The sequence below is a fragment of the Geodermatophilus sp. SYSU D00705 genome, assembly GCF_054050135.1.
On sequence record NZ_JBJGYT010000043.1, the window covers coordinates 18,855 to 32,427 of the forward strand.

Below are 13,573 nucleotides of genomic sequence, written 5' to 3' on the forward strand. Positions count from 1 at the left end.
GGTGGCCCGCGGCGCTCGCGCACGCCTTCTGCGGTACCGGGCGGGTCGATAGCGTCCAGGCCCCGGCACCGCGCAGCGGCGGTGCGTGCCCGCGAGGCCGCGCCGGCCGGGAGCCACGACGGAGGAGGACCCATGTCTCCCCAGGACGCGCCCACGCGACCACCCGCCCCCCGCCCCCGGGAGGAGCCCCGCAGCCTCCGGGTCGTGGTGCTCGGGGCCGGCTTCGGCGGCCTCGAGCTCAGCACCCGGCTGTCCGAGGAGCTCGGCGACGACGTCGACGTCGTGCTCGTCGACCGCCGCGACGGGTTCGTGTTCGGCTTCTCCAAGCTCGACGTGATGTTCGGCCGCACCACCGAGGACGCCGTCTGGCACCGGTACCGCGACATCGACGAGCCGGGCGTCCGCTTCGTGCAGACGACGGTCCGCGCGATCGACCCCCGGGCGCGGCGCGTGGAGACCGACGCCGGCACTCTCGACGCCGACGTCCTGGTGGTGGCGCTCGGCGCGGACCTGCACCCGGAGGCGACCCCCGGGCTGGTCGAGTGCGGCTCCGAGTTCTACACCGAGGCCGGCGCCTTCGCGCTGCGCCGGCAGCTGGCGGGGTTCTCCGGCGGGCACGTCGTCGTGGGGGTCACCTCGACGCCGTTCAAGTGCCCGCCCGCGCCCAGCGAGACGGCGCTGCTGCTCGACCAGTACTTCACCGACCGGGGCATGCGCGACGCCGTGCGGATCTCGCTGGTCACCCCGCTCGGCTCGCCCATCCCGCCGTCCCCGGCGGCGTCGCAGGCGCTGCTGGCCACGTTCGCCGAGCGCGGGATCGAGTTCCTGCCGGACCGGGTCGTGCGGTCCCTCGACCCCGGCCGCAGGGTCGCCGTCCTCGCCGACGGCGACGAGATCGCCTTCGACCTGTTCCTCGGGGTGCCGGTGCACCGGGCGCCGGACGTCGTCGTCGCGTCCGGGCTCGCCGTCGACGGGTGGGTGCCCGTGGACCCGCGCACCCTGGAGACGGCGTTCCCCGGCGTCTACGCCGTCGGCGACGTCACCAGCGTCGGCACGCCGAAGGCCGGGGTGTTCTCCGAGCGGCAGGCCGGCGTCGTGGCCGACCGGATCGTCGCGCTGGCGCGGGGCGGCGACGCGGCCGGCCAGTACGACGGCCGCGGCATCTGCTACCTGGAGTACGGCCGCGACGAGGTCGCCAAGGTCGACGTCACTTTCGTCGCCGGGGCGGCACCGACCGGGACGTTCGACCCGCCGTCGCTCGCCAACTCCGCGGAGAAGGCCGAGTTCGGGGCCAGCCGGGTGCGCCGGTGGTTCCGCGAGGCCGTGCCGGCGGCCGGGCCGTGAGTGCGCTGCGGGCGCGGTGGGCGGCGGGGGAGGCCTGCCACGGCCTGTGGAGCCAGCTCCCCGGTGCGGTGACGGCGGAGCTGCTGGCCCGGGCCGGCGCCGACTTCGTCGTCCTGGACCTGCAGCACGGCCCGCTCGGGGAGGCGGAGCTGCCGGGCGTCACCGCCGCGGTCGTCGCGGCGGGCTCCGTGCCCCTGGTGCGCACCCGCAGTCCGGACGCCGCCGACGTCGGGCGCCCGCTGGACCTCGGCGCGCACGGGGTCATCGTGCCCAGCGTCCGGGACGCCGCCCACGCCCGCGACGTCGTCGCCAGCTGCCGCTACGGGCCCGTCGGCACCCGGTCCATCGGGCGGCTGTCCGGTGGGTCCGACCAGCCGCTGGTGGTGGTCATGGTCGAGACGGCCGGCGCGCTCGACGAGCTCGACGCCATCCTCGCCATCGAGGGGCTGGACGGGGTGTACGTGGGCCCGGCCGACCTGTCGCTGGCCCTCGGCCGGGCCGACGAGGGCAGCCGGGAGCACGTGCGCGGCGTCCTCTCCTCGATCGTGGCGCGGGCGGTGGCCGCCGGCGTCCCGGTCGGGGTGCACGCGTTCAGCGGGTCGGAGGCCGCGGGGTACGCCGCCGAGGGCGCCACGATCGTCACCGCGGCCATGGACACCACCTGCTTGAGCGCGGTCGTGCGGGAGCACCTGCGGGTCGCCCGGGGGAGCTAGGGGGCGGGTGGGACACGGCGGTACCAGTCGCGGAGCCGGGTGAACCCCTCGTCGAGGCCCACCCGGGGCCGCCACCCCAGAGCGGCCCGGGTCCGTCTCTGGTCGAACCAGTGGGCGGTGGCCAGTTGCTCGGCGAGGAAACGGGTGATCGGGGGGATCCGCCGCCGGCCGGTCACCGCCCAGACGCCCTCGACGACCGCCCCGGCCGTGTAGGCCGCCGCGAAGGGCACCCGGCGGTGCGGCTCGGGGACGCCGGCGGCCCGGCAGAGCCGGCCGACGACCTCCGCGACCGGCCGTGGCTCCCCGTTCGAGACGACCAGGGCCTCGCCGTGCACCGGGCCGCAGGCGTCCAGGGCGGCCACCAGGGCCGCGGCGGCGTTGTCGACGTAGGTCGTGTCGATGAGCGCGGCGCCCGAGCCGATCACCGGCAGCCGCCCGGCCCGGGCCCGCGCGACGACGCGCGCCACGAGCTGGGTGTCGCCGGGGCCCCACACCAGGTGGGGGCGGATGGCCAGCACGGCGAGGGACGGGGAGTCCGCCGCCAGCGCGGCCACCTCGGCCAGTGCCTTGGACCGGGCATACCGTCCCCGGGCCTGCGAAGGGGCGGCCGGCTCGGCGCCGACGCCGGGGAGTGCCGACCCGGCGTGCGCCACCGACGGGGAGGAGACGTGCACCAGCCGGCCGACGCCCGCGGCCCGGCAGGCCGCGACGACGGCGCGGGTGCCGTCGACGTTCGCGGCCACGTACTCCGCCCACGGGCCGGTCACGTCCACCTTCGCGGCCAGGTGCAGCACGGCGTCCTGACCCCGGACGGCGCGGCCGACGACGGCCGGGTCGGCGACGTCCCCCAGCACCTCCCGGCACGGCAGGCCGGACGGACGGCGCTGCAGCACCGTCACCCCGTCGCCGCGCTCCAGCAGGCCGGTCGCCGTCGCCCGTCCGAGCATGCCGCTCGCGCCGGTGACCAGGACCCTCACGGCCGCGGCGCCCGCGCGCCGGCGAGCACCCGCGCGGCGCGGCGGGCGACCTCGCCGCGGTCCACCTTCGACTGGTGCCGGATGTCCACCGGCAGCTCCGGGCAGGTCAGCACCGCGGCGACGTCGACGCCGGCGACCGCCCGGACGGCGTCGGCCAGCTCCAGGTCCGCCAGGCGCAGCCGGGACCTCCGTACGCCCGGCCGGGCGTGCCGCCCGGTCGGGACTCCGCCGGAGGGCACGACGACGACCACGGCGACCTGCGCCCCGGCCGGCCCGACGCCGACGGCCGCCGCGGCCGACACGCCGTCGAGCCGCTCCACGCGCTGCTCGATCCCGACGGGGGTCACCGCACCCGAGGCCGTGGTGAGGACGTGCTGCAGGCGTCCCTCGATCCAGAGCCGGCCGCCGGTGTCGAGGTGCCCGACGTCCCCGGTGCGGTGCCACCCGGGCTCCCGGGACGTCTCCCGATCGAGGGCCCAGAGCGCGTCGTACCGGTCCTTGACGTGCGCCGCCCGCACGCAGACCTCGCCGGGGACGCCGGGACGGTCGGTGAGCGGGCCGTCGGCCCGCCCGTCGGGGGACAGCGGGCTGATCCGCACGGCGACGCCCGGCAACGGCGTCCCCACGCAGACGCCCTCTCCCGCGCCCGCGGCCTCGACGGCGGCCAGGGAGACGTCCGTGACCGGCAGGACCTCGGTCATCCCGTAGGGCGTGTGCGCGTCGGCGGCGGGCAGGACCGCCGTCAGGGAGCGCAGCAGGGACGCCGGGACGGGCGCGCCGGCGGACACGAGCAGCCGGACGCCGGCCAGCGCCGTCCGCTGCTCCGGGGAGAGGCCGTCCGCCGTGGCCACCACGCGACGCAGCGCCGCGGGGGAGGCGAACACCACCGTGGCGTCGACGGCCGCCACGGCGCCGGCCAGCGCGGTCGCGGTCAGCGATCCCGGCGCCGTCACGTCGACGTCGGGGACCGCCGACCCGATGCCCAGGGCGGGCCCGAGCAGCGCGAACGGCGCGAAGGCGGCCACGAGCCGGTCCCGGGGCGTGAGCCCGTAGGTGGAGCGCACCAGCTCGAGCTGCGCGGCGGCCTGGCGGTGCGTGTAGACGACGCCCTTCGCCGGCCCGGTCGCCCCCGAGGTGAACAGCACGGCGCAGTCGGCGTCCAGCGGAGCCGGTGCCGGTGCCGGTGCGGTCCGGCCGAGCGCCTCCAGGTCTTCCAGCGTGGTGGTCGCCCCCAGGGCACGCCGGACGGCGGGGCCCGGCGCGCCGGCCGCGATGCGCCTGCCGGGCAGGCCCATCAGCCGCGCCGCGGCCAGACCCGTACGGCCGCCGATCACGGAGTCGACCGCCGCACTGCGCAGGGCCCGGCGCATCCCGGCGAACCCCAGGCCCTTGTCGGCCACGACGACCACGGCGCCGGCGCGCCACACCGCGTACACCGCCGCGGTCAGGTCGGCCGAGGGCTCCACGAGCAGCGCGACGCGGTGGCCCGGACCGATGCCCGACGCCGCCAGGCCGGCGGCCAGGTGCCGCACGCGGCGGGCCAGCCGGGACCAGCTCACCGTCGAGCCGCTGACCTCGACGACGGCCGCCGCGTCGTCGTCCGCCCGCGCGTCCAGCGCGGACCACAGCCGGCGGGCGGCTCCACCCGCAGGAGCCGCCGGTGGCTCGGGCTCCGTGCGGGGGGAGCCGAGGTCGGTCACCCACCGCGCCACCGCCTCGGCGTACCGGGGGGCGTCCTCGGGGAGCAGGTGGGAGGCGCCCGCGTAGCGGTGCAGCCGGGCGTGCGGCAGGCGGCGGCGCAGGTCGGTCAGGTACCGCTCGCCGAAGACGGGGTCGCGGGGCCCCCACAGCAGCAGGGCCGGGACGTCGAGACCGCGGATCCCCTCGGCGATCGCCTCCTGCGCCGGGCGGGAGGGATGGCCCGGCACGAAGGGGATGTCGGCGACGAAGTCGCCCACGGACCGGCGGCGCGCCGGCGAGCGGTAGGGCGCGGCGAACGCGCGGCGCACGTCGACGGGCAGGGCGGGCCGGGACAGCGCCGTCGCCGCCCGGACGAAGACCGGGGTGCCGACGGTGACGGCGGCGCGCACGCCGGGCAGGTGCGCCATCCGGATGAGGGCCGGCCCCCGGTCGCCCTCCGGCATGGCGACGGCGGTGTTGGCCAGGACGACGCCGCGCAGGTCCTTCCGGTGCTCCATCGCCCACCCGAGGGAGATCACGCCGCCCCAGTCGTGCCCGACGGTGACCACCGGGCCGCTGACGCCGAGGGCGGTGGTGAGGTCGCCGAGGTCGGCGACCCTCTGCCGCAACGACCGTGGGCCGGGCAGCCGGTCGGACCAGCCCATGCCGAGCTGGTCGGGGGCGACCACCCGCCACCCGGGTGGGGCGGCCGCCAGCAGCCGGCGCCACAGGTAGGACCAGGTGGGGTTGCCGTGGACGCACAGCAGCGTGCCCGCCGGGTCCCGGACGCCGTTGTCGAGGACGTGCCAGGTGTGCTCCGCGCCGGTGTCGTCGGCGACGACCACGGTGCGGGACCACGCGGGGTCCAGGCCCGGAGGGGGCGGCGGGCAGCCGGCCACGTCCTCCGCCGTCACCAGGCGATCTCGAGGCACGAGACGTTGAGGCCCGAGCCGATGCCCATGAGGAGCACCCGGTCGCCGTCGACGAGGGAGTCCTGCACGCCGGCCAGCGTGTAGGGGACCGACGCCGGCCCCAGGTTGCCCCGCGTCGGGAACGTCGTCGGCACCAGCGCCGGGTCGATCGAGAACCGGTCGCACATCGCCTTGGTGTGCACCTTGGAGACCTGGTGGACGATGTAGCGGCTCATGCCGCCGGCCCAGTCGACCTCCGCCGCGGCGTCCGCCCACATGTCCTCGGACAGCCGCAGCCCGGCGTCGAGGAGCCCCTTGAGGTCGGTCCGCATGATGTCGTTGTCACCGACGCACAGCTCGTGGTGCTCGGTTCCCGCCCGGCTGACGGACGCGACCAGGCGGTGCCCCTCCGGGTGCCGGTCGGCCCGGCCCAGCACCATGGCGACGGCACCGGAGCCCAGGGTCAGGGTGGCGAACTGGGACAGCACGTCGCGCGACACCGTCTCCGGGCTGTGCAACCGGTCGATGGTGCGTTCCTGGACCGGCCGCGAGTCCTCGCCGTTGACGATCAGCGCGTGGTCGACCAGGCCGGACTCGATCATGGCGGCGGCGAGTTCCATGCCGTTGACGAAGCCGAGACAGGCATTCGTGACGTCGAAGTTCTGACACCAGCGCGGCAGGCCGAGTGCGTGGTGGACGGCGACCGCGGTGGAGGGCTCGAGGTACCGGCGGCTGACCGAGGTGTTGATCATCACGCCGATGCCGGCCGGGTCGACCCCGCTCTCGCTGATCGCCTTGGCGCCGGCCGCGGCCGCGCCGTCGACGAAGGTGACGCCCTCGCCCCACCAGCGGCGCTCCCGGATGCCGGCGAGTCGTTCGAGCAGGCCGGGCCGCAGCCCCACCCGCCGGTAGGTCTCGGCGAGCGCGTCGTCGAGCGCGTCGGAGGTGACGACCTGGGTGGCGTCCGCCGTCTGCAGCGAGAGGACCGCCGTGTTGCCGAACCGGTGTGTGCTGTTCTCGCTCATGTGTGGAGTCCACTCCTCGGGAAGGGCCGACTCCCTCTTCGCGCCGCCCTCGGTGCGACGGGCACTACCCGACCGGCGCACCGCCATTCCGCCGACCCGCCCGGGCCTCGCGCCGGCCCTCGCCCGCCGACGCACCGCCGCGACGGCCCATGGTCGGGAGGCCCCGGGCCCTTGGTCACGGCACCCGGGGTCGTTGGTCATGACCCTCGGGTGTGTCGCGCGGGCTGCGCAGCAACCGCGTGACATCCGGGTCGGCCAGCCAGCAGCATCTGCCCAGCTCCGTCATGGGGGTCCTGGCCAGCCGGGTGAGCGAGGTGGCGTCGGTGACGGACCTGACGACGGCCCGAGCCCCCGGTCAGGACGAGCCGGACCTGCCGCCCGACGTCCCCGAACCGCGGGAGCCGCGAGTGGACGGTCCGCCGCCCGCCGACGGCCTGGCGCTGACCCGCCTGCTCAGCCTGGCCCGGCTCACGCCCCCGCAGGCCCTGGAGCTCGGGGCGGCTGTGGTCGCGGAGGCGGCGGGGCGACAGGATCCGGACACCGGGGGAGCGGAGGACGGCCGGGTCGTCGTGGAGCAGGTCGTCGTCGGTGCCGACGGGCGGGTGGCCCTCGGCACCCCTGCCGACGGCGGGCGCGACGGGCGCCCCGGACCCGACCTCGGGGCGGTGCTCGCCGACGTCGCGGCCGCCGCCCGGCTCCGCGCCCGCCGCAGCGACCCGGCCGCCGAGCGGCTGCTGGCCCCGCTCGACCGGGCGGCGGCCGACCTGGCCATCGCAGGCGTCCCCGCCGTGGCCCGGGACCTCACGGAGGCGGCCGACGCGCTCGACCGCGCAGCCGTGCGCGCGGAGCTGGCCGCGCTGGTGCGCGCGGCCCGCGGGGCAGCGGCCCCGGGGACCGGCGCCGGTGCCCCCGTGAGCCCTCAGGGGCGGCGCGGCGCGGCCGCGGCGGGACGCGCGGGCGGCCGGGCGGGCGGCGGTGCCGGGCGGCGGATCGGCGCGTGGCTGCTGTCGGTGCTGGTCCTCGCCGGGGTCGTGACCCTGGAGGTGGTCCTGCTGCGCGACGACATCGCCACCGACATCGCCCTGCTCCTGGACGCCGGGCGGAGCGGGTCGGAGCCGTCGGCCGCGCCGGAGCCCGACGGCCTGCCGGTCGTGCCGCCCGCGCCCGCGGCGGCCGGGGCCGTGGCCGGGGTGGACCTGCGCCCGCTGGCAGCGTGCGCCCCGGACGCGCCCTGCGACCTGCGGCTGCTGGTGGAGCTGGTCCCGGGACCCGAGGCCCAGGTGGTCACCTGGTCCTACCGGGTCGTCGACCGGTGCACGGGCGCCACGGAGACCGCGCCGGGCGGAACCGTCACCGTGCCCGCCGGGGGGACCCGGGCCGCGGCCGTCGGCACCCTCCCGCTCCCGGCGCACCCGGCCGTGGCGGTGATCGCCGTCACCGACGCGCCGGCAGCCGCGGCGTCGGCACCGGTGCTCGTCGGCTCCTGCCGGCCCGACCCCGGGACCCGGTGACGCCATGCCGATCTCGGGACCTCCCGGGCCGCCGACGGACGGGCTGAGGGGCCGGCGCCGCACCCGCGAGCAGCGCCGGGCCCTCCGCAGCGGCGCGTTCGACCTGCTCGCGGTCCTGGCCGCGCTGGCGCTGGTCGGGCTGGGCCTGGTGAACCTGTACCTCGTCGGCGCCACCGAGCTCGCCGCGCGGCAGGCCGGCATCGCCATCGGCGGGGTCGTGGCCCTCGCGGCGTTCTGGCGGGTGCGCGTGCGTTACCTCGGCTTCCTGGGCTGGATCGCCTACGGCGCGGCCGTCCTGTTCCTCGTCGGCGTCCTCGCCATGGGGCTGTCCGCGAACGGCGCCACCCGATGGTTCGCCATCGGCTCGCTGACCTTCCAGCCCTCGGAGCTGGCCAAGCTCGGGCTGCTCCTCGTCCTCGCGGCCGTCCTCGGCTCCGGCCGGCCGCCGTGGCAGCGCTTCGCGCTGGCGGTGCTGCTCGCCGTCGTGCCGATCGCGCTCACCCTGCTCCAGCCGGACCTCAGCACCACGACGCTGCTCGTCGTCCTGGCCGGGTCCATGCTGCTCATCGGCCGGATCCCGGCCCGGTTCCTGCTGCCCCTGGTCGCCGCGGCGGCGGTCGCCGCGCCGCTGCTCATCAGCCTGCTGCGGCCCTACCAGGTCGAGCGCCTCGGGACGTTCCTGGTCGGCGCGCACGAGTCCCCGACCGGCTCGGGCTGGGCGCTGCGGCAGGCGCACATCGCGGTGGGCTCCGGCGGGCTGTTCGGCCGGACCGACGACCCGCTGCGCGGCCTGCGCGCCCAGTACCTGCCCGAGCGGGACACCGACCTCGCCCTGGCCAGCCTCGTCGGGCAGCTGGGGCTGGTCGCCGGCGCGGCGGCGGTGCTGGCCGCGATCGTCCTCGTCTGGCGGCTCGCGCTGGCCAGCCGGACCTCACGCACCGTGCACGGCGCGCTCGTCGGCGGCGGGCTGGCCCTGCTCATGGGCGTCGAGATCGTCGTCTCGGTGGGGGCCAACCTGGGGCTCCTCCCGCTGGCCGGCGTCCCCTTCCCCCTGCTCAGCTACGGCGGCACGGCGCTGGTCGTGCACCTGGCCGCGATCGGCGTGGTCCTCGGCGTCCGGCGGGACGGCGCCCGGCGGCGGCTGTGGGCGCCGAACCGCCACCTCATGCGGCCGCGGCTGGTCCGGCTGATCGCGCTCGGCCTCTCGGTGCTGCTGATCTCCTTCGGGCTCTACGGATGGCGCCTGCAGCGCACCCAGGGCGAGGAGCTGCAGGTCGTCGGGCAGGAGCAGATGACCCGCTGCATCCGGCTGCCCGCCGCCCGGGGGGCGATCACCGACCGGCACGGCGAGCCGCTGGCCGTGAACGCCGCGGACGTCGGCCGCGGCGTGGACCGGGTGCTCGTGGTGCCCGCCCTGCTGCGCACCCGGCCCGCGGACGTCGACCGGCTCGCCGACCTCGTCGGCCGGCCGCGTGCGGACCTGCAGACCCAGATCGCGACGACGGAGCCCACCACGCTGTCGCTGACGGTGGCCGAGGTGCCCCGCGCGGTGGGGGACGCCGTCAGCGCCGCCGGGATCGCCGCCGTGCTCGTCACCCCGGAGCCGCGCCGCACCTACCCCCAGGGCACCCTGCTCGGGCCGGTGCTCGGCTTCGCGGGAGTGGCCACGCCCGAGGACGAGGAGCGCTGGCCCGGCCTGCCCAACGCCGAGTTCGTCGGCCGCGCCGGTCTCGAGCAGCAGTACGACGCGGTCCTGCGCGGCATCAACGGGCAGCAGTGCGTGTACGTCGACCCGAAGGGCGTGCCGGCCGCCCTCGGGGAGCGGCGGGACCCGGTGCCCGGCGCCGAGCTGCGGCTGTCGATCGACCTGGGCCTGCAGCGTCTGCTCGACAGCCGCCTGGCCGCCGCCGTACGCGCGCAGCCCCGGCCGCAGGGCAAGATCGGCGCCGCGGTCGCGATGGACCCGCGGACGGGCCAGGTCCTCGCCATGGCCAGCACCCCGTCGTTCGACAACAACGTCTACGGGCCGCCGGTCGACACCGGGGCGCTGCAGGCCCTGGCCGACGCGCCCGGCTCCCCGATGCTCGAGCACGTGACCCAGGCCGTCGCGCCGCCCGGGTCGACGTTCAAGCTCGTCGTCGCCGCGGCCAACCAGGCCCACCCGGTGTTCGCGCCGGACCGCGCCATCCCCACCGGGGCCAGCTTCACCTACGGCGGGCACACGTTCGGCAACTGGAAGCCGATGGGGCCGATGGACCTGGTGGAGTCGCTCGCGATCTCCAACGACGTCTACTTCTACAAGCTCGCCCTCGCCCTCGGCGTCGACACGATCGCCGACACGGCCCGGACGCTCGGGGTGGGCGAGCCGACCGGGATCGACCTGCCCGCGGAGTCCGCCGGCTACCTCGGCACCCCGGAGTCGGTCGAGGCGAAGGGCGGCACCTGGTACGGCGGGTCCACCGTCATCCTCGGCATCGGCCAGGGCGAGCTGCAGGTCACGCCGCTGCAGAACGCCCGGTGGACCGCCGCCGTCGCCACCGGCAACCTGGTCACCCCGCGGCTGGGCATGGCGATCGGGTCGGACGCCGGCACGCTCACGGCGCTCCCCGCCCCGGCCGCGACGCCCCTGCCCTACGCCGCCGAGCTGGGGCCGGTCCAGGAGGGCATGCGGGCGGCGGTGACCGGCGGCACCGCCGTCCGGCTGGCCGACCTCCCGGAGCCGGCCGGCGCGAAGACCGGCACCGCGCAGGACGGCGGCCTGCGCGACGACGAGTACGACAACTGGATGTCGGCCGCGGCCCCGATGGGCGCCCCCGACATCGTGGTGACCGCGCTGGTGCAGGGGCCGGGCACGGGCGCGAACACCGCGCGGACCGTGGTGGCCGACGCGCTGCGGCACTACCTCGACGACCGGGCCGACGTCGTCGCCACCGGCCCGCTGCAGCTGCCGTGAGGGGTCAGCTCCGGCCGTAGGCCGCCAGCAGCGGGCGGTTGCGCAGCGCCCGCGCGGCGCCCTCGGCCACGCAGGTCAGCGGGTTCTCGGCCAGCTTGACCGGCAGGCCGAGGCTGCGCTCCAGCTCCTGGGCGAAGCCGGGGACCAGCGAGGACCCGCCGAACACCAGCACGCCCTCGGCCAGCACGTCGGCGATCGCCTGCGGCGGGAGGTCGTCCAGGGAGGCGGCCAGCGTCCGGACGATCTCGTCGGTGATCGGCCGGACGGCGTCGGCGACCTCGGTGGCCTGCACGGTCGCCAGCCGCGGCCGGCCGGTGGCGGCGTCGCGGCCCTGGACGACCAGCGAGCCATTCAGGTCGGTCCCGGAGCGGACCTTGAGGTCCTCGGCCTCGAGCTCACCGACGTGCAGCTGGTGCTGCTCGCGCAGGTGGCGGGCGACGGCGGTCGTCATCTCGTCACCGCCCAGCTTGCTGGTCCGGTGGGCGAGGACGCCGCCGAAGCAGAACGCCACCGCCTCCGCCGTGCCACCCCCGACGTCGACGACCATGTGCACCCGCCGCTCCAGTGGGTCGATGCCACAGCCGACCGCACCCGCGATCGACTCGTCGAGCGCGGTGACCGGGCGGATGCCGGCCTCCTCCGCGGCCTCGAGCAGCGCGCGGTTCTCCAGCGCCGTCGAGCCGACGGGGACGCCGATCACGGCACGGACCGGGGCCCACACCCGCCGCCCGGCCTTCTGCAGGACCAGCCGCAGGTACAGCCGGGCGGTCTCCAGGTCGGTGACCACGCCGTCGTGCAGGGGACGCACGGGGGCGAACCGGGACGGGGCGCGGCCGAGGAGGTCGGCCGCCTCCTGCCCGACGGCGAGCACCCGTTCCCGGCGGGCGCCCCCGCGGCGCAGGAGCATGACGGTGGGTTCGTCGAAGACGATGCCGCGGCGGAGGTCGCTCACAACGGTGTTGGCGGTGCCGAGATCGATGCCGAGATCCACCCGTGCCTCCTGACCGCCGGCTGCCGCACCAGTCTGGGGGTGCGCCGGTGCCCGGTCCAGGCTCGGCGCCGCCGTCCGGCGAGGAATGTGGTCGGGCCCGTCTCGCGGCGGGACGTCAGCCGCGGGGGACATCGAGACCCAGGCGCCTCGGTCGTCGTCGGCCCGGCCGCCTGGTTAGTGCTCCTGCGGTGTTCTGCCCACTCTGGCGGTGCTGCACGACCGCAAGAGAGTGCGGGACACCGCAGGAGCCGGCCCCAGGGCGGGATGCCGAGGGCTCGCGCGGCGTCCCCCACCCGGAAGTCACCTTGCTGTCGAACTCAGCCGAAGGTGAAGACAAACGCCTCCGCGCCCGGCTGGAGGAACTCGATCTCGAACAGCCGGTCGACGACGGGCGGCGGCTGCCGGACCAGCTGGTACAGCCGCTGCTCGCCGAGCACCCCGCGGCCCTCGTCGTCCACGTCGTCGCCTCCGGCCGGGCCCGGTGGCCGGCCGTCGAGGAGCACCCGGAAGGGCACGGCGGCGTCCGGCGCCGCCGGGCCCATGACGAGGTGGACGTCGCGGGCCGAGAAGTGGTGGGCGATCCGCCCGCCCTCGCCGGCGAGCACGGCCGCCTCGGGCCCGACGGTCCAGGTCCCGGACAGCGCCCAGGTGTTCAGCCGCAGCCGCTCCGGGACGGAGTACGCGCTCGGGGCGTCGGGCACCAGCCCCGGGGGCGAGGCGAAGCCCGTGGTGCGCGCGGAGCCGAGGTAGGTCTCGCCCGACTGCAGGTGGTCCCAGTCCGCCTCGGCCTCGACGCCCTCGCCGCGGACCGAGACGAACGGCTCACCGAGCAGGTCGACGCCGGACTCGGCCAGCAGCCGCCGGATCACCAGCTCCGACTGCATGAAGTCGCCCTCGCCGAAGCGGTGGTGACGGAGGTGCCCCGTGGCGTCGACGAAGTACAGCGCCGGCCAGTAGTGGTTGGCGAAGGCCTCCCAGACGGCGTAGTCGCTGTCGAGCGCGACCGGGTAGGAGATGCCGGTGCGCTCGACCGCCCGGCGGACGTTGCCGACGTCCCGCTCGAAGGAGAACTCCGGCGTGTGCACGCCGAGGACGACCAGCCCCCGGTCGCGGTACTTCTCGTCCCACGCGCGGACGTGGGCGAGCGTGCGGATCCAGTTGATGCAGGTGTAGGTCCAGAAGTCCACGACGACGACGCGCCCGCGCAGCCCGTCCGCCGTCAGCGGCGCCGTGTTGAGCCAGCCGGTCGCACCGTCCAGCGACGGCATCCGGCTCTCCGTGCGCAACAGACCTGCGATGGCCATGTCGTTCCCCTCACCGGCGGTGGTGGTGGCTCAGTGACGCGGTTCCGGGACCGGGGGTCTGCGCAGCGACCGGAAGCCCGCGCGGAGCTCCTCGGTGAACAGTCGTGGCTGCTCCCAGGCGGCGAAGTGCCCGCCGCGGTCGAGCCGGTTGTAGTGGACCAGGC

Annotated in this window: 9 protein-coding genes; 4 read left to right on the forward strand and 5 right to left on the reverse strand. The window is 76.9% G+C overall.

All coding sequences use genetic code 11. The features are described 5' to 3' along the window. Window positions 1–204 precede the first annotated feature (204 nt). Complete coding sequence (locus ACI78Q_RS21590; protein ID WP_456925513.1) at window positions 205–1,344, forward strand: NAD(P)/FAD-dependent oxidoreductase; 1,140 nt, start codon at window positions 205–207, stop codon at window positions 1,342–1,344. Continuing rightward, window positions 1,341–2,057 (forward strand): HpcH/HpaI aldolase family protein, encoded by a 717-nt coding sequence (locus ACI78Q_RS21595; protein WP_456925514.1) that lies wholly within the window; start codon window positions 1,341–1,343, stop codon window positions 2,055–2,057. Before ACI78Q_RS21590 ends, ACI78Q_RS21595 begins: the two co-directional genes overlap by 4 nt. Here the strand turns inward: ACI78Q_RS21595 and ACI78Q_RS21600 are convergent. From ACI78Q_RS21600 to ACI78Q_RS21610, 3 genes are read right to left on the reverse strand one after another with little or no spacing between them, the layout of a single operon-like run. Beyond that, on the reverse strand, window positions 2,054–3,034 hold the full coding sequence (locus ACI78Q_RS21600; protein ID WP_456925515.1) for an NAD-dependent epimerase/dehydratase family protein: 981 nt from the start codon (window positions 3,032–3,034) through the stop codon (window positions 2,054–2,056). The two genes, ACI78Q_RS21595 and ACI78Q_RS21600, sit on opposite strands and share 4 nt — an antisense overlap. Then, window positions 3,031–5,628, reverse strand: a complete 2,598-nt coding sequence (locus ACI78Q_RS21605) for an alpha/beta fold hydrolase (RefSeq protein ID WP_456925516.1) — start codon at window positions 5,626–5,628, stop codon at window positions 3,031–3,033. Before ACI78Q_RS21605 ends, ACI78Q_RS21600 begins: the two co-directional genes overlap by 4 nt. Next, window positions 5,625–6,650 (reverse strand): 3-oxoacyl-ACP synthase III, encoded by a 1,026-nt coding sequence (locus ACI78Q_RS21610; RefSeq protein WP_456925517.1) that lies wholly within the window; start codon window positions 6,648–6,650, stop codon window positions 5,625–5,627. Before ACI78Q_RS21610 ends, ACI78Q_RS21605 begins: the two co-directional genes overlap by 4 nt. Window positions 6,651–6,973: 323 nt before the next feature. Between ACI78Q_RS21610 and ACI78Q_RS21615 the strand changes: the two genes are divergently transcribed. Together ACI78Q_RS21615 and ACI78Q_RS21620 are read left to right on the forward strand one after the other, a co-directional pair. Continuing rightward, on the forward strand, window positions 6,974–8,161 hold the full coding sequence (locus ACI78Q_RS21615; protein WP_456925518.1) for a hypothetical protein: 1,188 nt from the start codon (window positions 6,974–6,976) through the stop codon (window positions 8,159–8,161). Window positions 8,162–8,165: 4 nt separating this feature from the next. Beyond that, entirely contained in the window at window positions 8,166–11,114 is a 2,949-nt protein-coding gene (locus ACI78Q_RS21620; protein WP_456925519.1) for an FtsW/RodA/SpoVE family cell cycle protein, read from the forward strand. A gap of 4 nt (window positions 11,115–11,118) precedes the next feature. On the opposite strand, the gene ACI78Q_RS21625 is transcribed toward ACI78Q_RS21620, so the two are convergent. Continuing rightward, window positions 11,119–12,105, reverse strand: coding sequence for a rod shape-determining protein (locus ACI78Q_RS21625; protein ID WP_456925520.1), 987 nt, complete (start codon window positions 12,103–12,105; stop codon window positions 11,119–11,121). Between the two features lie 317 nt (window positions 12,106–12,422). After that, the gene (locus tag ACI78Q_RS21630) at window positions 12,423–13,409 is read right to left on the reverse strand and encodes a thioredoxin family protein (RefSeq protein ID WP_456925521.1); all 987 of its coding nucleotides are present in this window, start codon (window positions 13,407–13,409) and stop codon (window positions 12,423–12,425) included. Window positions 13,410–13,573: the final 164 nt, after the last annotated feature.

Excerpts from the sequence above, each read along its gene's own strand:
- ACI78Q_RS21610 (WP_456925517.1), bottom strand. The coding sequence starts at position 6,650 with ATGAGCGAGAACAGCACACACCGGTTCGGCAACACGGCGGTCCTCTCG.
- ACI78Q_RS21620 (WP_456925519.1), top strand. The coding sequence starts at position 8,166 with ATGCCGATCTCGGGACCTCCCGGGCCGCCGACGGACGGGCTGAGGGGC.
- ACI78Q_RS21630 (WP_456925521.1), bottom strand. The coding sequence starts at position 13,409 with ATGGCCATCGCAGGTCTGTTGCGCACGGAGAGCCGGATGCCGTCGCTG.